13 protein-coding genes are annotated in these 20,994 nt (G+C 60.3%); 8 read left to right on the forward strand and 5 right to left on the reverse strand.

Annotated features, from left to right (window positions below):
- The first annotated feature begins 6 nt into the window (after positions 1-6).
- Entirely contained in the window at positions 7-2,127 is a 2,121-nt protein-coding gene (locus VGU25_09440) for a S9 family peptidase (protein HEV2577420.1), read from the forward strand.
- Between the two features lie 12 nt (positions 2,128-2,139).
- Here the strand turns inward: VGU25_09440 and VGU25_09445 are convergent, their stop codons facing one another.
- The 3 genes from VGU25_09445 to VGU25_09455 form a co-directional block, all read right to left on the reverse strand.
- Positions 2,140-4,008: an ABC transporter ATP-binding protein gene (locus VGU25_09445; protein ID HEV2577421.1), complete on the reverse strand. Its 1,869-nt coding sequence runs from the start codon at positions 4,006-4,008 to the stop codon at positions 2,140-2,142.
- A gap of 80 nt (positions 4,009-4,088) precedes the next feature.
- A complete protein-coding gene (locus VGU25_09450) occupies positions 4,089-4,466 on the reverse strand; it encodes a hypothetical protein (GenBank protein ID HEV2577422.1) in 378 nt (125 codons plus the stop codon).
- 9 nt (positions 4,467-4,475) lie between these two features.
- Positions 4,476-5,372 (reverse strand): SCO family protein, encoded by an 897-nt coding sequence (locus VGU25_09455; protein HEV2577423.1) that lies wholly within the window; start codon positions 5,370-5,372, stop codon positions 4,476-4,478.
- A gap of 145 nt (positions 5,373-5,517) precedes the next feature.
- Between VGU25_09455 and VGU25_09460 the strand changes: the two genes are divergently transcribed.
- From VGU25_09460 to VGU25_09480, 5 genes are all read left to right on the forward strand, one after another.
- Positions 5,518-6,756: an MFS transporter gene (locus tag VGU25_09460; GenBank protein HEV2577424.1), complete on the forward strand. Its 1,239-nt coding sequence runs from the start codon at positions 5,518-5,520 to the stop codon at positions 6,754-6,756.
- Between the two features lie 25 nt (positions 6,757-6,781).
- Entirely contained in the window at positions 6,782-9,502 is a 2,721-nt protein-coding gene (locus VGU25_09465) for a PD-(D/E)XK nuclease family protein (protein ID HEV2577425.1), read from the forward strand.
- Positions 9,495-13,178, forward strand: a complete 3,684-nt coding sequence (locus VGU25_09470) for a UvrD-helicase domain-containing protein (protein HEV2577426.1) — start codon at positions 9,495-9,497, stop codon at positions 13,176-13,178. The genes VGU25_09465 and VGU25_09470 overlap by 8 nt, the downstream gene beginning before the upstream one ends.
- Positions 13,179-13,263: 85 nt before the next feature.
- Positions 13,264-13,635: a response regulator gene (locus VGU25_09475; GenBank protein ID HEV2577427.1), complete on the forward strand. Its 372-nt coding sequence runs from the start codon at positions 13,264-13,266 to the stop codon at positions 13,633-13,635.
- Positions 13,636-13,742: 107 nt separating this feature from the next.
- Positions 13,743-15,557, forward strand: a complete 1,815-nt coding sequence (locus tag VGU25_09480) for an ATP-binding protein (GenBank protein ID HEV2577428.1) — start codon at positions 13,743-13,745, stop codon at positions 15,555-15,557.
- Here VGU25_09480 and ltaE read toward each other — a convergent pair.
- Together ltaE and hemW are read right to left on the reverse strand one after the other, a co-directional pair.
- Positions 15,548-16,615: a low-specificity L-threonine aldolase gene (gene ltaE, locus VGU25_09485; protein HEV2577429.1), complete on the reverse strand. Its 1,068-nt coding sequence runs from the start codon at positions 16,613-16,615 to the stop codon at positions 15,548-15,550. The two genes, VGU25_09480 and ltaE, sit on opposite strands and share 10 nt — an antisense overlap.
- 11 nt (positions 16,616-16,626) lie before the next feature.
- Positions 16,627-17,823, reverse strand: a complete 1,197-nt coding sequence (gene hemW, locus VGU25_09490; GenBank protein HEV2577430.1) for a radical SAM family heme chaperone HemW — start codon at positions 17,821-17,823, stop codon at positions 16,627-16,629.
- Positions 17,824-17,872: 49 nt separating this feature from the next.
- Between hemW and VGU25_09495 the strand changes: the two genes are divergently transcribed.
- Positions 17,873-19,903 carry an ABC transporter ATP-binding protein gene (locus VGU25_09495; protein HEV2577431.1) on the forward strand — a complete coding sequence of 677 codons (2,031 nt, stop codon included), beginning with the start codon at positions 17,873-17,875 and terminating at the stop codon, positions 19,901-19,903.
- 122 nt (positions 19,904-20,025) lie between these two features.
- Positions 20,026-20,985 carry a M23 family metallopeptidase gene (locus VGU25_09500; protein ID HEV2577432.1) on the forward strand — a complete coding sequence of 320 codons (960 nt, stop codon included), beginning with the start codon at positions 20,026-20,028 and terminating at the stop codon, positions 20,983-20,985.
- The last annotated feature ends 9 nt before the right edge of the window (positions 20,986-20,994 follow it).

A 20,994-nucleotide genomic window follows, 5' to 3' on the forward strand; every position in this document is an offset into this window, starting at 1 on the left:
AGATTTATGCAGACCACAACTGACCTACAGCCACCCGTTGCAGACCGTGAACCACGCACAACCTCGATCCACTCGACTGAGCTGCGTGATGATTACGCGTGGATGCGAGACAAGGAGAGCCCTCGCGTGCTGGACTACCTGCGGGCCGAAAATGCGTATACGGCCGCGATGATGGCGGGCACGGAAGAGCTGCAGAAACAGCTCTATGATGAGATTCTGTCGCACATCAAGGAAGATGATGTCTCGGTGCCTTACCGCGACGGCGAGTGGGAATACCTGGCGCGCACGGAGAAAGGCTTGCAGTATCCGCGATATTGCCGGCGGCCAGCGGGGTCGGCGGCGAGCTTGTATTCCACGGAGATTTCGCCGGGCGAGGCGGTGATCCTGGATGTAAACCGGCTTGCCGAAGGGCAACCGTTTATGGCGATTGGCGACAGCGCTGTGAGCCCCGACGGAAAGCTGCTGGCGTACACAACAGACAACACGGGATTCCGGCAATACACGCTGCACATCAAGGACCTGTCGACAGGAAAGGTGCTCGGCGACACGGCGGAAAGGGTTGGATCGCTGGCGTGGGCCGCGGATTCGAAGACGCTGTTTTACTCGACTGAAGACGAGCAGACGAAGCGGCAGGATCGGCTGTTCCGCCATCGGGTGGGCGATTCGGCGAGTGCGGACGTGGAGGTATTTCATGAGCCGGATGAGCGCTTCAACTTAGGCGTGGGGCGGACGCGGGACCGCAAGTACCTGCTGCTGCAGATTGGCAGTCATACAACGAGCGAGAACTGGTTCGTTTCGAGCGCGAATCCGGAGCAGCAGTTCAAGCTGATTGCTCCGCGCGTCGATGACGAGGAGTATTACGTCGATCATCGCGATGGATACTTCTACATTCGCTCGAACCGTGAGGCTGAACAGTTCAAGCTGATGCGAACGCCGGTGGACGCAGCGGACCGCGAACACTGGGAGGAGTTGCTGCCGGAGCACAAGGATGCGCCATTCGAAGATTTTGACCTGTTCCAGAACTTTCTAGTTGCAGGGTATCGCGAGCGCGGATTGCCGGTGCTGCGGGTGTTCTCCCTGGAGGGTGAAGGGCGCCCGGTAGCGCCGCGGGACATACGCTTCCCTGACCCGGCGTACACGGCCTTCAGCGAAATTAATCGCGACTTCAACGCGAAGACGTTTCGCTATGCGTATCAGTCGCTGGTGCGGCCGTCGTCAGTGTTCGAGTACGAGATTGCGACGGGCACGTCGACGCTACTGAAGCAACACGAGGTTCCGGGCGGATTCGACGCGGCAAATTACCAGTCGGAGCGGCTATGGTTTCGTGCGCACGATGGCACCGAGGTGCCGGTCTCGCTGGTGTACCGGCGAAGTGCGTTCGAGAAGAACGGCAAAAATCCGCTGTACGTGTACGGTTATGGAAGCTACGGATATCCGCTGCCGCTCGGATTCTCGGCGTCACGTCTTGCGTTGCTCGATCGTGGGCTCGTTGTAGCGTATGCGCACATTCGCGGCGGCGGTGAGTTGGGTGATCCGTGGCACGACGCCGGCAAGATGATGCAGAAGCAGAATACGTTTACGGATTTCATCGAGACCGTAGAGTTCCTGGTACGCGGGGGTTATGGCGATCCGTCGCGTGTCGCGATTGAAGGTGGGAGTGCGGGCGGTCTGCTGATGGGAGCGGCTGTGAACCTTGCGATCGAAGCCGGAAAGCCGAACCTGTTCCGTGCAGTTTTGTCGCATGTGCCGTTCGTGGATGTGATGAACACGATGCTGGATGCTTCCCTTCCCTTGACGGTCGGCGAGTATGAGGAGTGGGGCAATCCGAATGAGCCCGAAGCATTCGCCTACATGCGCGGCTACTCTCCCTATGACAACCTGCGCAAGGCTGAGTATCCGGCGATGCTGGTGAAGACAAGCCTGAATGACTCGCAGGTGATGTACTGGGAGCCGGCGAAGTATGTCGCCAAGATGCGCACGTTGAAGACAAATGATACGTCGCTACTGCTGCACATCAACATGGATGCGGGCCATGGCGGCGCGTCGGGGCGTTACGACTATTTGAAAGAGATTGCGTTTGACGATGCATTCCTTCTGCGGGAGTTGGGCGCAGAGAAACGGATCTAAGCGTAAAGTCGATCAGCGCTCGACTTCTTCAGGAAGACCACCGTCGCCTTCGCCCGGAGCGAGGAAGAGGTTGGTCTCGAGACCGTGCTGGCGCGTGTAGAGGTCAAAGTAGCGGCCGCCGACTGCGTAAAGCTCCTCATGGGTGCCGCGCTCGATGATGCGGCCCTCTTCGACCACGAGTATCTGATCGGCGCGGCGAATCGTGGAGAGGCGGTGCGCGATGACGAATGTTGTGCGGCCCTGCATGAGGTAGCTGAGACCGTGCTGGATCATGGCTTCGCTCTCAGAGTCGAGCGAACTCGTGGCTTCGTCGAGGATGAGAATGCGCGGGTCGGCGAGGATAGCGCGCGCGATGGAAAGGCGCTGGCGCTGACCACCGGAGAGCTTTACGCCGCGTTCGCCGACGATGGTCTCGTAGCCTTCGGGAAAGCGCTCGGCGAATTCATCCACGCGTGCAATGGAGCACGCCTGCTGGAACTGCTCTTCGGTCGCCGACGGCCGGGAGAACATGATGTTTTCGCGAATGGTTCCGTCGAAGAGGAAGGTCTCCTGCAGAACGACGCCGAGTTGACGGCGATAACTGCTGAGCCGGATCGTTGCGAGGTCCTGGCCGTCAATGAGCACGGCGCCAGATTGCGCGGTATGAAATCCGCAGACCAGGCTGATGATCGTGGACTTGCCGGAGCCGCTGGAACCGACGAGAGCGGTTACGGTGCCTGGCTGGGAGTGGAAGCTGACGTTGTGCAGCACCGGCTTGTCGGCGACGTAGGCGAAGCTGACGTCCTCGAACCGCACGTCACCGCGGATGATGCCGGCATCGTGCGCACGGTTCGGGTCAGCGTCCTCGGCGTGCTCGCTCATCACTTCGCGTGTGCGGTCGAGGCCGGCCATCGCTTCAGTCAGTTGTGTGCCGATCGCGACAAGTTGCACGAGAGGCGCGGTCATGAAGGCTAAAACCATCACATACGCGAAATAGCCACCCGTGGTTAGTCGGCCGATTGCGTGAAGGTGTGCGCCCATCCACATGACCACTACACCGACGACACCGAGAATGACGGTCGAGGAGAGTGTCATGAGCGATTGCGCGGTCAGCGAGCTGATGACATTGTTCAGCAGTCGGGCGACACCACCGGCGAAGACGTTGGCTTCGCTCGCCTCCGCGTGATAGCCCTTGACTACGCGGACGCCGCCCAGCGACTCGGTGAGTCGGCCAGTCACCTCAGCGTTGATTTTGGCGCGCTCGCGAAAGATCGGCCGAATGGTCTTGAACGCGCGCTGGAGCACGAGCGCGAAGGCAGTCATGATGACGAACGCGAGCAACGTCATGCTCACGCTGACATGCAGCAGATATGCGAACGCAAAGAGAGCCGTCAGCACCCCGCCAACGAAGTCCACAACGCCGGTACCGATGATGTTGCGCACGCCTTCAACGTCAGTCATGATGCGTGCGACAAGTGTGCCTGTGCGGTTCTCGTCGTAGAAGGCGACGGGCAGGCGACCGACATGCTGCTGCACCTGCTTCCGCAGTTCGGCGATCATGCGCTGGCCGGATTTCGAAAGCAGTTGCGTCAGGGCGTATGAGGTTACACCTTGAATTAGCGTGGCCAACAAGACAGCGCCAACGACAATGGGCAGCAGCCGCATGTGCCCAAGCGTGAATACCTGATCGATGAGCGGTTTGAAGGACAGGGGCAGAACCAGCGAACAGGCACGGTTCACAATCATGATGCAAAAGCAGCCGGCCATGAGCCAGCGGCGCGGCTTCACGAGCGTCCAGATCTCCGGCCAGACGTCGCGAAACTTCACCTTCGGCCGCTTTGCCGTGAGATCGGCGCCGATTGCTTTGCCGGTGTTGCGTGATGGGCGATCAGCTGCCTTCATGCCGCCCCCACCGATGCCGTGTCTAAATCCGCCCATGTGTGTGTAAGTGTAGCCGCAGAGCGATGGTTCGAAGAATTCTTCTAAGCAGTGCGTGAGCGTCGCGCGGCGATGAAGCTGCGCACGCAGAGCAGCGTAAAGACGAGGCAGACGGCTGACATGATCGCCTGCTCCTGCACGGCCGCAGGATGAACAAGTGGACCACCGCTGGCGGCGACCCACTCCTTGATCGCCATGAATCCCGGAAACAAAAATCCTAGCAGCGAGATCGTTACAGCGATATGCATCCAGAGCATGCGGCGGCGGGCATTCTCTGTCAGCGAGAGGACGCCACAGACGACGAGTGCCAAACCAAACCACAGCGGAATGAGCGCTGTCGGATGAGTGCTACCGGTGCCGACGAAATATGCGACACCGATGATTCCAAGCAATATGCCAAATACGATCGTCAGCTTTGCCAATGTTTTCTCCTATGCAGCCGCAGCCTGCTTCACTTGATCGAGCACTGTCGTGACGCTCCAATCGTTGGTCGGGTAAAACGCGATCACCTTGCCATCCTTGCCGATGACCACCGTTGCGAGTGAGTGCTGCAGGGTGCCTTTCTCGCCGGGCGTTACGCCAACGTCAAAGAACTGCTCCATCTTCGGCAACTCCTTTTCGCTAGGGGCGGCAAACTCCCAATGGTCGAAGGTCTCCTTCGAGTACTTGCCGGTGTATGCGCCGCCATAGCTCTTGAGCACCTTGGGCGTATCGTACGTCGGATCAAAGCTGACGCTGAGCAGGTGCGTATCGTTGTAGAGCTTCGGATCTGCGGCTAGTTGCTGGTCGATTTGCGCGAAGTTGTGGCTCATGCGCGGGCAGTAGTCCGCCAGCGGACAACGGGTGTAGATGAAGGTCATGAGCAGCACCTTGCCACGATACTGCCTGAGATCGATCTTCTTATCGGATTGATTCAGGAGAGCGAAGTTCGGCACCTCATCACCCAGCGTGGGCACGTGATATTGCACTGCCTGGACGTAGTCGGGCTTCGCCTGCGCGATGACGACGATCTCGCTCACACGCAGATTCACAGGGCCCTCCGGGCTCGGGTCCGCGAGCACCGTAGCCATAATCTTGTCACCGGGGTGCAGTTCCGATAAGGCTGAGCGATCCGTCACAGGGTATGCCATCGTCATCGCTTCCATGAGGCCAGGAATGTCTTGATGCTGCAGCGTCACCTGCCCGTCCTGTGCGTCGACGGCCACAACGGTCGCGCGGATCGGATATTGCTTCGTTGTGCTTGTCGCTGTGCTCGAAGTGCGATGGCAGCCCTCGATGCTTGTTAGCGCCATTCCGCCGAGGGCGGCAGTGAGTGTAAGAACTGCCATGGATAGCCTTTGTCGTGCGCTTCGGTTCACACCTTCCATGATAGTCGCGTGCTAGCATCAAGGTTTTGCTGCGTTTCAACAGGGTCGACCAGGTGCGGCGGCCACTGCGGGGAGGCGCGGCTCACGCTGTTGCAGCAGCCCCGCCTTGAGCGCACCTTCACTCGCGATTCTGCTCGCCTTTGGAGCCGTGCTCTTGCCGGAAGAAATCAAACCATCCGCGATCAGTTCGGGCCCAGCGCTGCCGTGGCTCGCGGTTGATTTCTTGCTTGCAGGGCTCGGTACGGTGTTGCTCGGCCCGCTGCTTCCGTCTGTAGCGCACGCATGGAGCCTGACGGATGCGCAGAGCGGATTGCTGCTGTTGGCCAAATTTGTCGGAGCCTTTCTTGGTGGCGTTACCGTTCCGCGGCGCCTTGGTCTGGGGATCTTCGCAGGGTCGCTGCTGGCATTCGTCGGCTTCACGTCGTTCGCACTTTCGAGTTCCCTGCTGCCAGGTTGTGCGGCTCTGTTCGTGAGCGGGATCGGGCTGGGCCAGATCATCGCATCGACGAACATTCTCACTGGACGCCGCTATCGCACGCATACCGGGTCTGCCCTTTCGTCGCTGAATTTCTTCTGGAGTTTCGGCGCCGTCATCACCGGCGTCCTGGTCGGTGCATTTGTGCCCCGCTTCGGGCTGCGCAATCCGCTGCTGTGTTTCGCGGCTCTCTACCTTGTCAGCGGGATGGGCGGCGTTGCTCGCAATACGGGTTCCGGTGCTTACGTCGAGAGTGAGTCTGAGCAGCCGCGGGCGCTCGCGGCGGGCACGATCGCGTTTTTCGCACTGTTGCTTTTTCTATATGGCGGGCTGGAGACGTGCTTGACCGCATGGATTACAACGTTCACGGTGCGGTTTTCAGATCTTCGTCTGCTGGGTGGACAGTCAGGAGTTGTGCTGATGTGGGCCTCACTGACGGGCGGCCGCGCACTGTCATCTATTGCATTACGGCACGCGACCGAACAGGCCGTGCAGCGTATGGGTCTTTTGCTTGTAGGCATAATGATCGCGGTGCTGGGGTGGGCACATCACGGTTGGACACTCTCTGCCTGCTGTATCCTCATCGGACTTGGCCTTGCGCCATTTTTCCCTGCGACTTTTGCAGTGCTGATGCGAAAGCAGCCTCCGGCGCGGACTGCAGGATTTGTCCTGGCCGTCTCGGGCCTCGGCGCAGCGTTTTTCCCCTGGATGATGGGGGTACTGTCGACCCGGACAGGATCCCTGAGAATTGCGATGGCGATTCCCTGGACGCTGGCGATTGTGCTGCTTCTTCTGAGCCTGGTATTCCGCTCAACGGACGCGTTTTCCACTCCGCAGCCAGGCGAAGATTCGGTGAAAGTCGGCGTATAAAGGATAGAGGGCAAAAGCGCCGCGGATGCCGAAGTTTGTCACTGAGCCCGATCTGTTGGATGCGCTGGCGCGCGGCGTTCTCGTCGTATTACCAAACCGGCGAGCGTCGCGGACCCTGCGCCAGGCTTACGACGCACGCCAGCGCGCGGCCGGGCTCCGGGCGTGGAACGCTGCCGGAGTTCTGACTTGGACGGACTGGACGCGCAGTCTATGGTCGGGCCTTGCGGTTCAAGGGCAGGAGCTTCGGCTGCTGCTAAACCCTGCTCAAGAGCACAGTTTGTGGCGCGAGATCATTGAAGTTTCGACCGCCGGTCGCACTCTGAGTTCACCGGACGCTTTAGCGGAAATCGCGCATTCTGCCTGGTCACTCGCCGCTGCTCACGGCGCAACTGGCCGCATCCGTAGTACCGCGACCACGTTCGACAGCCGAACTTTCGCGGGTTGGTCGGAGAGCTTCAGGAAGATCTGCGCGTCGGAGAATTGCATTTCCTCCGCACAGATCGAGGAGGCCCTTCGCGCGCATGCGGTGGCTCGCACTCTGCGCCTGAGTGATCCCGTCCTCCTGGCGGGATTCGAGGAACTAACACCAGCACAGGCGGGGCTTATTGAGGGCTTACGCGTGAGCGGCGCGCAGATCGACGAAGCGGCGATCGAATGGGCCGGACCGTCTGCTCCGTCGCGAGTCAGCAGTGTCGTTCCCTCGTCGCGGGATGAGATCGTTTTCGCGGCGCGATGGATTCAGCAGTTCTTCTCGGACGGCGCGTCTCAATCAGCCACCCCCCGGATAGCAGTGCTATTGCCAAAGCCGCAAGAGAGCCGGGCTGAGGTCGAGTCCGTCTTTCGAGAGATTCTGGCACCCGAACTGCAGCCCATCGAGGCCGACAACTCGGCTGCACCATGGGAGTTCACGGGCGGTGCTCCGTTGCTCGGTCAACCGATGGTTGCGGATGCGCTCGCATTCTTGCACTTGCTGCTGCGTCCGCTTCCTATTGAACGGCTTAGCGCACTTCTTCGTTCTCCATTTATCGGATCCAGCTCAGACCTCTTGGCTGCGGCACGATTCGATTCACAGGTTTTGCGGCGTCGACCATACCTCTTGCCGGAGCTCGACCTGGATGGACTCACGCGCGTCATTCAGCAGCAATCCGGATTGAACAGGGCTCCGAACTTTCGTCCAGCATGGCTGAATGCGGTGAATGAGGTTGCAGCGAGGCTGCGGACGCCGGCTTCACGAAGCTATGCGGAATGGGCGGAGATGGTGCGCACCTTGTTGCGAGCCGCAAACTGGCCCGGGGATCGGGCCCCGACGCCCTCTGAGTTCGCCGCCGCCGGTGCCTGGGACGCGACGCTTGACTTGCTCGCCACGCTGGACTTCCGCGGCTCTCGCATCAGCTTCGCAGTAGCCGTCAAGGCGCTGGAGCAACTGTTGAAGTCCTCGCACGCGAGCACTCCGGCCGCGCATGGTCCCATTCAGGTAATGTCTCCTGAGGATGCAGAAGGCTCAGTGTTCGATGCGATCGTCCTTCTACATGCGACAGATGAAGCGTGGCCCGAGCCGTCCCGTTTGCATCCGCTACTCGGATGGCCTCTGCAACAGCAGCTCGGTCTTCCCGGCGCCGATCCCGCACGCGATGCGGAACGGTCGATGCGGCATGCAGAGTCTCTGTTGCGCCGCACGCAGAATGTGCTTGTGCTTAGAGCGGCCTCAGATGAACGCGGCCCGTTGCGGTCCTCGCCGCTGCTAAGCCGCATCGGCATCACTTTCGCGTCGGCGGACTCACTTTTGCCGGAGAGCGCGCCGCCTGAGCCCATCGCGGAGGAGGTTGCGCCTGATGATGCCGCGCTCCCGCCGCTTCCTTCGCCCGAACTTCGGGGCGGAGCGGTCGTTCTGAAGCATCAGGCGGCCTGCGGGTTCCTTGCCTTCGCAGAGATGCGCCTGAACTCCACAACTGTTGATCCTTGCGAGCTTGGTCTGAATGCAATCGAGCGCGGAAACCTGGTCCATCGCGCTCTCGAAAGCTTCTGGAGTGCCACGCAGTCACAAGCGGAGTTGCGCGCGCTTTCGCACGAAGAGCGTGAGCGCCGTCTTGGCGAGGCCATCGACATCGCGTTTTCCAGGTTCCCGACGCCCGCACCAGGCTGGAATGCGGCGTACCTTCGGCTTCAGCGCGAGCGCCTCCGCCGTCTCCTTCTAGGATGGCTGGATTTTGAATTGCAGCGCGGCCCATTCACGGTTCGCAAGCGTGAAGAACGCACCTCGATTCCGATCGGGCCACTGCAGCTGAAGGTTCAGCCCGACCGCGTGGACGAGGTCGAAGGCGGAATCGTACTCGTCGACTACAAAACTGGCTACAAGGTCCACCCTTCGAACTGGGAAGGTGAACGCCCCGATGACCCGCAGCTTCCGCTTTATGCTCTGCTGAGCGAACCTGGCACACTGCAGGCGTTGCTATTCGGGCGCATCCGCCCAGGCATTGAGATGAAATGGCAGGGATTGGCAAGCAGTCAGACCGTTCTTCCCAAACAACGGCAGAAGCTGGTCGACCTCGATCTACGGCGCGAGGAGTGGAATTCTGTCCTGACGACCCTCGCGGAGAACTTCGCAGCAGGCCGTGCAGACGTCGATCCCAAAAGCTTCACTGTGAATTGCGAGGGCTGTCGGCAACGCATGCTCTGCCGCGTGGACCCCGTAGCGCTGGCAGGTGCTATCGAGGAGAGCGAGAGCGAGGAGGAGTTCGATGTCTGAGCTCCTCAACTTCCCGCCGCTTGATCTGGTCCCGCCGGATGATCAAGGCCGGCCGCCTGATCACGAAGCCCGGCGTCGGGCGCTCGATGTGCGGCTCTCCGCGATCGTCGAGGCACCTGCAGGGTCAGGCAAAACCGGACTCCTGTTGCAGCGCTATCTGAAACTGCTCGCGGAAGGTGACATCTCGCAGCCGGAGGAGATTCTTGCGATCACCTTCACGCGCAAGGCAACTGCAGAGCTGCGCGAGCGAGTGCTGGAGCAGCTTCAGGCTGCAGCCGACGGGCAGCCGCTGCCGGAGGACGCCAGCAGCTTTGAACTACAGACGCGATCGCTTGCGGCGGCCGCCCTCGCTGCCGATGCACGCCACGGATGGCGGCTCCTCGATCAACCTCAACGACTGCGTATCCGGACGATCGACGCGTTATGTGCCGAGATCGCTCGAACGCTTCCGCTGCTCTCGGGATCCGGAACGAACCAGCCCATAGAGTCTGCCGAGTCGCTGCATCGCGAAGCCGCGCGCCGGACCCTGCTCGAGCTCGGCGGACCCGATGCTGCCCTCAATAGCGCTCTCGAGACGGTACTTCTGCACCGGGACGGCAACCTGAATGATTGTGAGGCGCTGATCGCGCGAATGCTGGAACAGCGTCAGCAATGGGGCGAGCTCGTTCCGCTGGACAGTGCGTCGATCTCGGAGGAACACCTCGACACGGAGGTACGTCCACGGCTCGAACGATCGCTGGAGACCATTGTTTGCGCCGGTTTGAACCGCGCTATCCGCGCTGTCGAGACAATCGACCGAGCCATCTTGCCCGACTTGGCTTCTCTGCTGGGCAAGCTCGGAGCCGAGCCCTCGCTTCATCCAACGAAGCCATCAGCCATTGCAATCTGGGCCGGGAGGTTCGAGGCTCCGGAAGCCTGCGCTGGTGATCTGGCTCACTGGCGTGCCCTGTTACACCTGCTGTTCACGCAGGCCGGGGATTGGCGCAAGTCGTTCGCAAGCGGCTACATGGGCTTCGATACCTCTTATGAAGATCGAGGCATCCTCACGGAAATCGTGAACCACCTTCAGGCAAACGGAGTGGCCGAAGTGCTCCTTGCCATCCGTGAGTTGCCGCCGGGGCGCCTGCCTGAGGAACAGTGGCGGGTTGCGAAGGCACTCTTCAGGTTGCTGCGCCACGCGCTTGCCCACCTCAAGGTGGTTTTTGCCGAGACTGGCCACTGCGACTTTTCCGAGTTGGCGCTCGCGGCCTGCGAAGCGCTGTCCGCCGAAGATGGTGCTGCCGATCTCTCGCACTCACCCGGGGCGCGGCTCACCCACCTGCTGGTCGACGAGATGCAGGACACCTCGTCTTCGCAGTACATGCTGCTCGAGCGCCTGACGCGCTCCTGGGATGGTCACTCGCAGACTGTCTTCCTCGTCGGTGATCCGAAGCAGTCTATTTATCTCTTCCGGCAGGCGCGCGTAGAGCGATTTCTTCGAACCGTGGCAGAACGGCGGCTCGGAGATGTACCGCTGGAAGCGCTGCGGCTAACCGCGAATTTTCGCTCTCAGGGTGCGCTCGTTGAGGCATTCAATGGCATGTTTTCAGAGCTCTTCCCGCAGACCGCGGTTGCTACACAGGCGTTGGGCGAAGAACTTGAGGTTCCGTTTGTGCGCGCGGATGCAATTCGGTCTGCGTCTGCGCATCCGCTCGCAATTGAGTGGCACCCAGAGATCCTCGGCAACCAGCCGCTATCAAGCAACTGCGATACAAAAACAGCCGAGCCACGCGCCGCGCGCATGCAGCGTGAAGCCCGGCATATCCGACGGATTATTGAAGAATGGCGAGCAAAGCCGCTTCCGGAGGGCCGCACTAAGCCCTGGAGCATCGCAGTGCTTGCCCGCGCCCGAAAGCATCTCACCTCGATAACCGCCGAGCTGTCGCGCGATGGTGGCACAGGTCCAATCCCGTTCCGCGCAGTTCAGATCGATGCCCTTGATGAATGCCCGGAGGTGCTGGATGCGCTTGCGCTTACGCGCGCCCTGCTTCATCCAGCCGACCGTGCCGCATGGCTCGCCGTCTTACGCGCTCCATGGTGCGGCCTTGCGCTTGCTGACCTTCTTCACCTCACTGGAGAAGGGCCGGAGGCTGACCGCGATGTGACCCTTCCAGAACTGATCGGCTTACGCGGCGGTCAACTCAGTGCAAACGGCCAGCAGCTTCTGGCGCGGGCATGGACGACGCTCGATCGCGCTGTACGCACGCTCGGCCGAACGTCTTTTGCCGCGCACGTTGAACGCACATGGCTGAGCCTTGGTGGAGATGCCTGCTTGTCGCCGGCACGCCGGGCAAACGTGCGCCGCTTCTTCGAGGTGCTGCGGGAACTGGAGCAGGAGAGCGACGGAGCTATCGATACCGCAGTCCTCAACGCACGCCTTGCGAAGCTTTTCGCCGAAAGTACGCCCGATGAGAACGCCGTCCAGCTACTGACGATCCATAACAGTAAGGGCCTTGAATTCGATGTGGTGCTCATTCCCGGGCTTGAGCGGTCAACAAATCGCAGCCGCTCTGAGCTACTGAACTGGCTTGAGGTCGATCCTGCAGATGGTGCAGCGGCTCATATCCTGCTGGCTCCGATTGGATCGCGCGGGGATCAGGCCCAGGGCCTGAACCAATGGATCTCGAGGGTTAAGCGGTCGCGCGAAAATGCGGAGCTCCGCCGTCTCCTGTACGTTGCGTGCACGCGGGCTCGCGAAGCACTCCATCTCTTTGCTGCCTGCGATGCCCAAAAGGACGGAACAGCTCGTATCCCGGGAGAAGGGACGCTGCTGCGGGCAGCGTGGCCCGTGGCCGCGATGCACTTTCACGCGCACGGAAACTCGGCCGAAGCGCCCGCGGCAATTCCAACGATATCCACGCGGCAAAGCAATCTCCTGCCGTTTACATCCGGTTCAGTTTCCGAGGAAGGTCTCGCGCTGGCGGCCTCTGCGGGCGAAGCCACGCGGGCGGTTCCAGTCATCCACCGGCTCCCGTTAGCCTTCAACCCGCTGGCACGGTTCACCTCCACGGACATGCTGAGGCTGCCCTACACACCCGCTTCCGAGCTGCCACAGTCGCCTGCGTTCGAACGCCCGGAGGGCTCATTCACTGTGCGCGCATTCGGCAACACAGTCCATCGCTTCCTTCAGCTCGTGAGTAGCATGCTCGCAACCGGCGATACTCCCGATACACTCCTCGGCAGAATCCCTTCATGGGAACCGCGCCTCGTGGCTGCTCTTCGGAATGAGGGTCTTTCCTCTGCATCGGCGCAACGCGAATCGCAGCGTGCGATGAGAGCTCTGCTCAAGGCCCTCGAAGATCCTGTCGGCCGGTGGATCCTGTCGCCCCACAAATCGGCCGTCAACGAACACTCAATTGCCTCGGTTGGCTCCTCGCTTCTGCGGGCCGACCGGACGTTCGTCGCGGGCTCGGCTCCCCTGACCGCCGGTGACGACCGAATCTGGATCATCGACTTCAAAACCACAGAGCAGGGTTCACGTTCTCCTGAAAGATTTGAGCAGGATGAGCTCCTTAAGTACCGTGACCAACTCGAGCGCTACGCTGCTGTGCAGAGCGACCTATCTCCTGTGTCTCGTAGCATTGGCCTCGGTCTCTACTACCCTCTTATTCCCCGCCTGTTGCACTGGACTTTCTAGGCACCTCCCCCTTTAGGCACATCTGAACTTCCTTGCGCCGGTGCTATCCTTCTATCGCACGGCTCCGGAGGATTCACAGGGCTATATGTCACATTCAAGCCGCCTGGTCCTCTGCGTCGATGACGAGCGGGTAGGACTCCACGTACGCAAGCTTCTTCTGGAGCGCTCTGGCTATAACGTCCTCACCGCGAATGACGGCAGGACCGGACTGACACTCTTCCGGGAAAATCCCGTCGATGCGGTTGTCCTCGACTACGCCATGCCCGGCATGCATGGCGGTGAAGTGGCCGCACAGATGCGTGCTGAGAAGCCGTATGTTCCTATCCTTTTGCTATCGGCCTATGTCGGGCTCCCGTCCGATGTTACCGGGTTAGTAAACGTCTATATGACGAAAGGTGAAGGGGCACCTGCGCTTTTGGAGAAACTCGATCGCCTTTTTTCGCAACTTAACTCTTAGTTATTGCGAATATTAAAGTGTGGCGTCTGCGGCACTTAAGACTCACCTCTGCGGCGACTGGATCGCCGTTTTGCGAACCCTGAACGATTTTCTTTGCGAGCGGTCGAGTGAACCTGAGTCAGCTAAATCGGATACTTCTGCAGACTCTGCTGCTTCCTGTAGTTGCACTGCTGCTTGTCTCCGGGGCGCTCATCTGGCAGGTTGGCAATGCATTGAGGACAGTCACCGATCTCCGGGACTCTGACCGCAACATCGCTACCGCAACGTCTATCCTCGCGAAGACTGTTGACGAGGAAACCGGGCTGCGCGGCTTCCAGAACACCTCGAACGAAGCTTTTCTGGAGCCTTTTCAGAAGACACAGGCTCCCCTCGCATCCGATGTGACCTCCCTCCGGAAGGACCTCGTACGGCACGGCAAAGATACGAGTCTGCTGAACCAGTTTGTCACGACGCACCGCGCCTGGGTGGACAGCTTCGCTACTCCGATGATCGGCTTGATCCGGTCCGGCGGAGACACACGCGACGTTGCTCTCAACCTCAGCGGCAAGAACCAGATGGACCAAATGCGCGCTCTGCTGAACGAATTAATCGATGAGCAGAAAATGCAGCGTCAGAATGAGGTCGAACACTGGCAGAATCAGGTTCGGCACACGCTCGAAGCGATCGTTGGTTGCGCCGCGCTCATTGGTCTTTTGATCGGACTGTTCGCTCGCAGCCGACTCCACATGGTGACGCAAGCATTCCAGGGCGCCATCGCCGCTCTTCGCAAGAACGCGCAAGCAACATATGACTCCGAGCAGCGCCTGCGGACCACGCTCACCTCCATAGGTGATGGCGTCATCGTCTGCGATCAGCATGGCCGCATCGAACTGCTGAATGCGGTCGCTGAGCAGCTAACAGGCTGGACCCAGGCTGAAGCGGCGCAACAGCCTATCAGCGACGTCTTCCTCATACTGGATGAGGCTACACGTGAGCTTATGGAGAACCCTGTCGATGCCGTGCTTCGCACGCGTCGCGCTGTTTCACTCGCCAACCATGCCGTTCTCCTTCGTCGAGGCGGCGGAGAGATTCAGATAGACGACAGCGGCTCACCAATTCTCGATCGCTCTGGCGAACTCGCCGGTGTCGTTATGGTCTTTCGGGACGTCAGCCAGCAGCGGCGGACACAAGCCGCACTTCTTGCGAGCGAAAAACTTGCCGTCACCGGAAGGCTCGCCGCCACGCTGGCGCACGAGATCCATAATCCACTCGACTCGGTTGTCAATCTGCTCTATCTGATGAAGAACGGGTCGACGCCCGAGGAGAATATTGAGTTCCTCGACCTGGCGCGTTCGGAACTCGATCGCGTTACGCAAATCAGCCGCGCTATGCTCGGCATGTACCGCGAATCCAAGACGCCCATTGAACTTAACCTGAAGGAACTTCTCGACAGCATTCTGCTCCTGCTTCAACGCCAAATCACACAAGCGGGCATCACTCTCAAGAAGGACCTCGCTGACAATGTCACGATCAGCGGCTACCCCGCGGAATTGCGACAGGTCTTCACGAACCTGCTCACGAATGCAATGGACGCCTCCACGCCAGGGTCGGTCATCGAAGTTTCACTCCGTTGCACGCCGGCGCCCGATGACCAGCGTTTGCGCTCCAGCCGCAGTGGCGTGACCGTTTCTGTAATCGACCATGGCCCCGGTATTCCTTCCGACACGATCAAACATCTCTTCCAGCCCTTCTTCACGACCAAGGGTGAGAAAGGCACCGGACTAGGGCTGTGGGTCAGCCAGGGCATCGTGCAGCGGCACGGCGGTGACATCCGGCTCGAATCGCGCACCGACGAAACGAATCACGGCACAACCGTGTCTGTCTTCCTTCCTCCCACAGCACTTGAAATCGCCGCTCCGGAGAGCGCCGCGTCTCAGGCTTGAACTGCCGCACCACAGAGCAGCTGCGCAAGCACAGCCGCGGCACGCTCGCAATCGTCGCGACTTACGTCGTAGTGTGTTACCAGCCGCACCGCATGCGGCCCAATTGCACTCGCCAGCACGCCGTGCTCTCGCAATTTGCGGACAAGTGCCGACGCATCACCACTCTCGCCGCTGCCCTGCTTCAATGTAAAGATCACAATATTCGTCTGCACATCCGCGGGACCGATCTCCGCCCCGTCGCAGCGCGCGATCGCTTCTGCGAGCAGCCGCGCGTTTGCATGATCCTCTGCGAGCCGCTTCGGCATCTCTTCCAGGGCAATAAGTCCCGCGGCCGCCAGAACGCCCGCCTGACGCATCCCACCACCCAACGCCTTACGAAACACCCGGGCCCGCTCGATCACCTCACGCGAGCCCACCAATATCGATCCGACCGGCGCACCCAAACCCTTGCTCAAGCAGAACATCACCGTATCGAAACCTTGCGTGAGCGTCGCAACATCTACTCCCAAGGCAGCAGCTGCATTGAAGACGCGAGCTCCATCCAGATGCACCGGCAGTCTGGCGTCCCGTGCGCCCTCCCAAATCTCTTCCAGAACCTCCAGCGGAGTTACCGTCCCACCAGCCATATTGTGGGTGTTCTCCACAGCAATGAGTCCCGTTGGCGCGCGGTAATAGATCTTCGGGGCAATCGCCCGGCGGATCGATTCCCACGACAACACACCGCCATCACCCTCCACCGCACGTGGCACGCAACCCGAGAACGCGGACACCATGGCCATTTCCCAGTCGAGGATGTGCGATCGCGCCTCGCAGATGACCTCCTGCCCGTGATCCGTATGAAGCCGGATCGCGATCTGATTCCCCATCGTCCCGGTTGGTACAAAGATCGCGGCCTCGCGCCCGAAGACCCCGGCCGCACGCTGCTCCAGACGATTCACAGTTGGATCTTCACCATATACATCGTCCCCAACTTCAGCCGCAGCCATCGCCGCACGCATCGCTGCTGTTGGCTTGGTCACTGTATCGCTGCGTAGATCAATTACATTTCCGCTTCCCAAACTTTCACCTCTCAAGCCACAACGGCTAACAGTTCACCAAAAATCTCGCTTGAAACCAGCCGGCCTCGCGTGGTGAGCGACCACCGCCCATCCGCGACACCCACTAAACCGTCGCCCGCTAGTTCGCGGACGCGGTCCTCACATTCGCGAACCCAGTCTAGTGGGAACCGCTCGCGCAGATTGCCGACCGAAAGTCCCTCATTCAACCGCAGAGCGAGGAAGATCGATTCCTCAAACTCATCACGCCCGGTTATCTCAATCAGATCAACAGCAAGTTCTGCGTCGTAATCATCGAGCTCGTCTGGATTCGCAAATCGAACTGCCCTTCCATCGTCGCGCAACAGCATGGAGTGTGCATCCAAACCAAACCCGAGATACGGCGCGCGCTCCCAGTACTTGCGATTGTGACGGGACTGATGCTGCGCGCCATACGCAAAGTTGGAGATCTCGTATTGCGCGAACCCGTAGGCCGGCAGGAGTTCGCAGGCTTCCTCATACATCTCTGCTGCGAGCTCCTCGCTTGCCACTGCCGGTGCATGCAGTCGAGCACCGCCGCCCAGTACCTCGCGGCCGAGCCGCGACCCCTCGTCAATCTCCAGCAGATACACACTCAGATGAGTGAGCTCCGAAGAGCACGCAGCCTCGAGCGATATCCGCCAGCTATCACGCGTTTGATGAGGCAGTCCGGCAATCAGGTCCGCTCCAATATCCCGCACCCCTGCTGCACGGAGCCGCGCAAACTCGCGCATGCACGATTCACCGGTGTGCGTCCGGCCCACGGCCGCACTCTCGCGATCCACAAAACTTTGCACTCCTAGACTCACGCGACTAACGCCCAATCGCAACGCCTCGTCCAGGACCTCATCCGCAATCTGCCCCGGAGCCGCCTCAAGCGTAATCTCCGCATCCGACTGCAGCGTAAACTGCCGCCGCAACGCCGCGAAGATGTCCCGCAGTTGCTTCGGATCGAGCAGGCTGGGTGTGCCCCCACCGAAGTACACCGTATCTACCAGGCTCGGGAGTTGCGCTCCAGCCCGCTCCGCCTTCGCCGCAGCGCCATCGATCTCCTCGCACAGCCTGCGCACATATTCAGCAATGCGCTCGGCCGACGAAACTCCTGATGCAAAGTTGCAGAAGCTGCACTTGGCCCGGCAGAACGGCACGCTTACGTACACGCCCAAGCGCTCCGTCTGTGCCAAATCACTCATAATTCCATTCTTTCATGCGACCAAATCCCGCCACTACAATCTATTCATCATGGCCGCAGTTACGGATGACAAGCAGAGCAAGCCACAACCGGCCGATCCCGCGCCCGAACAGCGTTCCGGTCCTGACGAGGACGTCGTCGGCAGGGCTTATGACTCCCGCCTAATGCGGCGGTTGGCCCGCTATCTCACTCCATACAAGCTCGCCGCCGGCTTTTCCGCCTGCGCCACCATCATTAAATCGGCGTCTGACGTTGCTGGTCCCTACCTTGTGAAAGTGACCGTCGACGCTTATCTTGCCCCCAGCGGCCACCCCGGCTGGCTCGCCCGGCACCTCAGCCCACACCCTCTCACAGGCATCAACGAGCTTGCGCTGCTTTACCTGGGAGCTCTGCTCCTCAGCTTCGGCCTGGAGTTTGTCCAAACCTACCTGATGCAGTGGACAGGTCAGAAGATCATGTACGATCTGCGCTCGCAGATCTTCCGCCACATCCAGAGCATGCACGTCGGCTTCTTCGACCGCAATCCCGTTGGGCGCCTCGTCACCCGTGTCACATCGGATGTCGATGCCCTCAACGAGATGTTCACCTCCGGCGTTCTCGCCATCTTCGAGGACGTCTTTGCGCTCAGCTTCATCGTCTACATCATGCTCAGGATGAGCTGGCCGCTCGCGCTGCTGACACTCTCCGTGATTCCCGGGATTCTCTATGCGACGAAGCTGTTCCGCGAGCATGTCCGCGACAGCTATCGTCGCCAACGCGCCGCCACCGCTCGCATCAACTCCTTCACGCAGGAGTACGTGTCTGGCATGAGCGTCGTGCAGCTTTTCAACCGCGAGCGCCGCGCCTTCCGCGATTTCTCCGCAGTCAATGCTGAAAACAAGCACGCATGGACCGACGCGATCTTCGCCTACGCACTTTACTATCCTGTCGTCGAATTCCTCAGCTCGACAGCGATTGCACTAGTCATTCGGTTCGGCGGCCGTGCAGTGCTGCGAAACACTGCCTTGGGTTCATTGGGCAGCGCGTCTATACATTCCTCCGTCTTCCACACTGTTACGCTCGGCATTCTGATCGCGTTCATCCAGTACGCACAACGCTTTTTCCGGCCGATCCAGGACCTCAGCGACAAGTACAACATCCTGCAAGCGGCAATGGCCGCAGCCGAGCGCATCTTCAAGCTGCTCGACACCGCACCTGACATCTCCTCACCCGCACATTCGCGCACTGGTGATCACTCAGGGCGCATCGAGTTCCGCAACGTCTGGTTCACCTACCAGAAGCTCACTGCGCAAGACGTTACCATCCTCGCGTCCTCATCTAACCCCGAGCGTGATCTCCCGCATGTGGAATGGATTCTTCGCGACGTCAGCTTCACTGTCCATCATGACGAGACTGCAGCCATCGTGGGACATACCGGGGCCGGCAAGACCACGCTCACGGCATTGATGATGCGGTTCTACGATGTGCAACGCGGCCAGGTTCTCGTCGACGGCATCGACGTCCGCGAGCAGGATCTCCTCACTTTGCGCCGTCGCTTCGGTGTGGTTCTTCAGGACCCTTTCCTCTTCTCGGGCGACATCCAGTACAACATCCGCCTCGGCTCCTCCTGGATCACTGAAGACGAGGTCGCCAACGCAGCCGACCAGGTCAATGTGGGCGACTTCATCCGCACACTTCCAGCCGCGTTCCACGAGCCTGTGCTCGAGCGCGGCTCGACTCTCTCAACCGGCCAGAAGCAACTTGTAAGTTTCGCCCGGGCGCTTGCACACAAGCCGGGCATCCTCATCCTCGATGAGGCCACCAGTTCGGTCGATACCGAAACAGAGCTCCGCGTGCGTTCTGCTCTCGAACGCATGATCACAGGCCGCACCAGCGTTCTCATAGCGCATCGCCTCTCGACGATTCAACGCGCCGACACCATCCTCGTCATGCATAAGGGCAAACTCCGCGAACAGGGAACGCACCAGCAATTGCTCGCAAACCGGGGTCTCTACTACAAGCTCTATGAGTTGCAGTACAAGGATCAGGAATCTGGGACGGCCGCACTCGGCACTCCGTTCCCCGAGACCTTTACCGCCTGAAAACAGCTCGTTCCGTGCACTTCCGGTTCCTTCCCGTGTAGCCAAAACGTTGCTGTGAAGCCGCCCTATGGCTCCCGGCTCGCATCACATTTGCCAGTCCCTTATCGCCGGGAGCAGCCCGCATGCACGTTCGTTCTGTCGTCCTCTTTACCGCGCTCACGATTACTGCCTCCGCCCAAACGCACACCGCTCACCGCACCGCGCCGGCCGACGAGACCGCCATCCATAACGTCTTCTGGCAGCCCAACAATCTGCACCAGGGCTCACCCATGTTCCTTACGGTTGAGCTCGAGCGCCCGGCGAGGCGTGTCACCGGCAACTTCGTGAACAAGACGATCACCTTCTTTTCCGACTCGCCGGGGAAGAAAACCTGGCACGCGCTTGCCGGAGTCGATCTCGATGCGCAGCCGGGCGACTACGGCCTGGACGTCACCGCAACTCTCGTCGGCGGCCGCGTCGCGCATTGGAGCCAGAAGGTCACGGTTGCCGCCGGCGACTTCAAGACCGGGGACATCAACGTCCCAGAAAACTACGTCAATCCGACCGACGTTGAGCAGAAGCAGATCGCGCAAGACGAATTGCTCAAGAAACGAGCCTACGCGCACTCCGCTCTGCATCCGCTCTGGTCTGGCGATTTCATCAAGCCGGTGAACGCCGCTTCCACACCCACGTTCGGTGAATCCCGCATCCTCAACGAAGAGAAGACCAGCCTGCATACCGGCACCGATTTTCCCGTCGCTGAAGCCACGCCCGTCATCGTCTCCAACTCGGGCACAGTCGTTCTCGTGCGCGATCTCTTCTACGAAGGCAACACGGTGATCGTCGATCACGGCGTTGGCCTCTTTACGGTCTACCTGCACATGTCGCGCATCGACGTCCATGAAGGCGACAAGCTGGATAAAGGCGCGAAGCTCGGCCTTTCCGGAGCGTCCGGCCGCGTCACTGGACCACATCTTCACCTTGGTGTTCGCTGGAGCGGCGTGTGGCTCGACCCCGTTCAACTCCTCGCCATCACATTGCCGAAGACCAGCTTCGCCGCTTCCGAGCGCCATACGGCCGAACGGCTCGCGCACCGGCGATAAACGTAACTC

The organism is Acidobacteriaceae bacterium (genome assembly GCA_035944135.1).
In the GTDB taxonomy this organism is placed as follows: Bacteria; Acidobacteriota; Terriglobia; order Terriglobales; family Acidobacteriaceae; genus Granulicella.

Bases quoted from the DNA above. Each gene is read 5' to 3' on its own strand.
- VGU25_09440 (HEV2577420.1), top strand. From the start codon at position 7: ATGCAGACCACAACTGACCTACAGCCACCCGTTGCAGACCGTGAACCA.
- VGU25_09445 (HEV2577421.1), bottom strand. From the start codon at position 4,008: ATGAAGGCAGCTGATCGCCCATCACGCAACACCGGCAAAGCAATCGGC.
- VGU25_09455 (HEV2577423.1), bottom strand. From the start codon at position 5,372: ATGGCAGTTCTTACACTCACTGCCGCCCTCGGCGGAATGGCGCTAACA.
- VGU25_09465 (HEV2577425.1), top strand. From the start codon at position 6,782: ATGCCGAAGTTTGTCACTGAGCCCGATCTGTTGGATGCGCTGGCGCGC.
- VGU25_09470 (HEV2577426.1), top strand. From the start codon at position 9,495: ATGTCTGAGCTCCTCAACTTCCCGCCGCTTGATCTGGTCCCGCCGGAT.
- VGU25_09475 (HEV2577427.1), top strand. From the start codon at position 13,264: ATGTCACATTCAAGCCGCCTGGTCCTCTGCGTCGATGACGAGCGGGTA.
- hemW (HEV2577430.1), bottom strand. From the start codon at position 17,823: ATGAGTGATTTGGCACAGACGGAGCGCTTGGGCGTGTACGTAAGCGTG.
- VGU25_09495 (HEV2577431.1), top strand. From the start codon at position 17,873: ATGGCCGCAGTTACGGATGACAAGCAGAGCAAGCCACAACCGGCCGAT.
- VGU25_09500 (HEV2577432.1), top strand. From the start codon at position 20,026: ATGCACGTTCGTTCTGTCGTCCTCTTTACCGCGCTCACGATTACTGCC.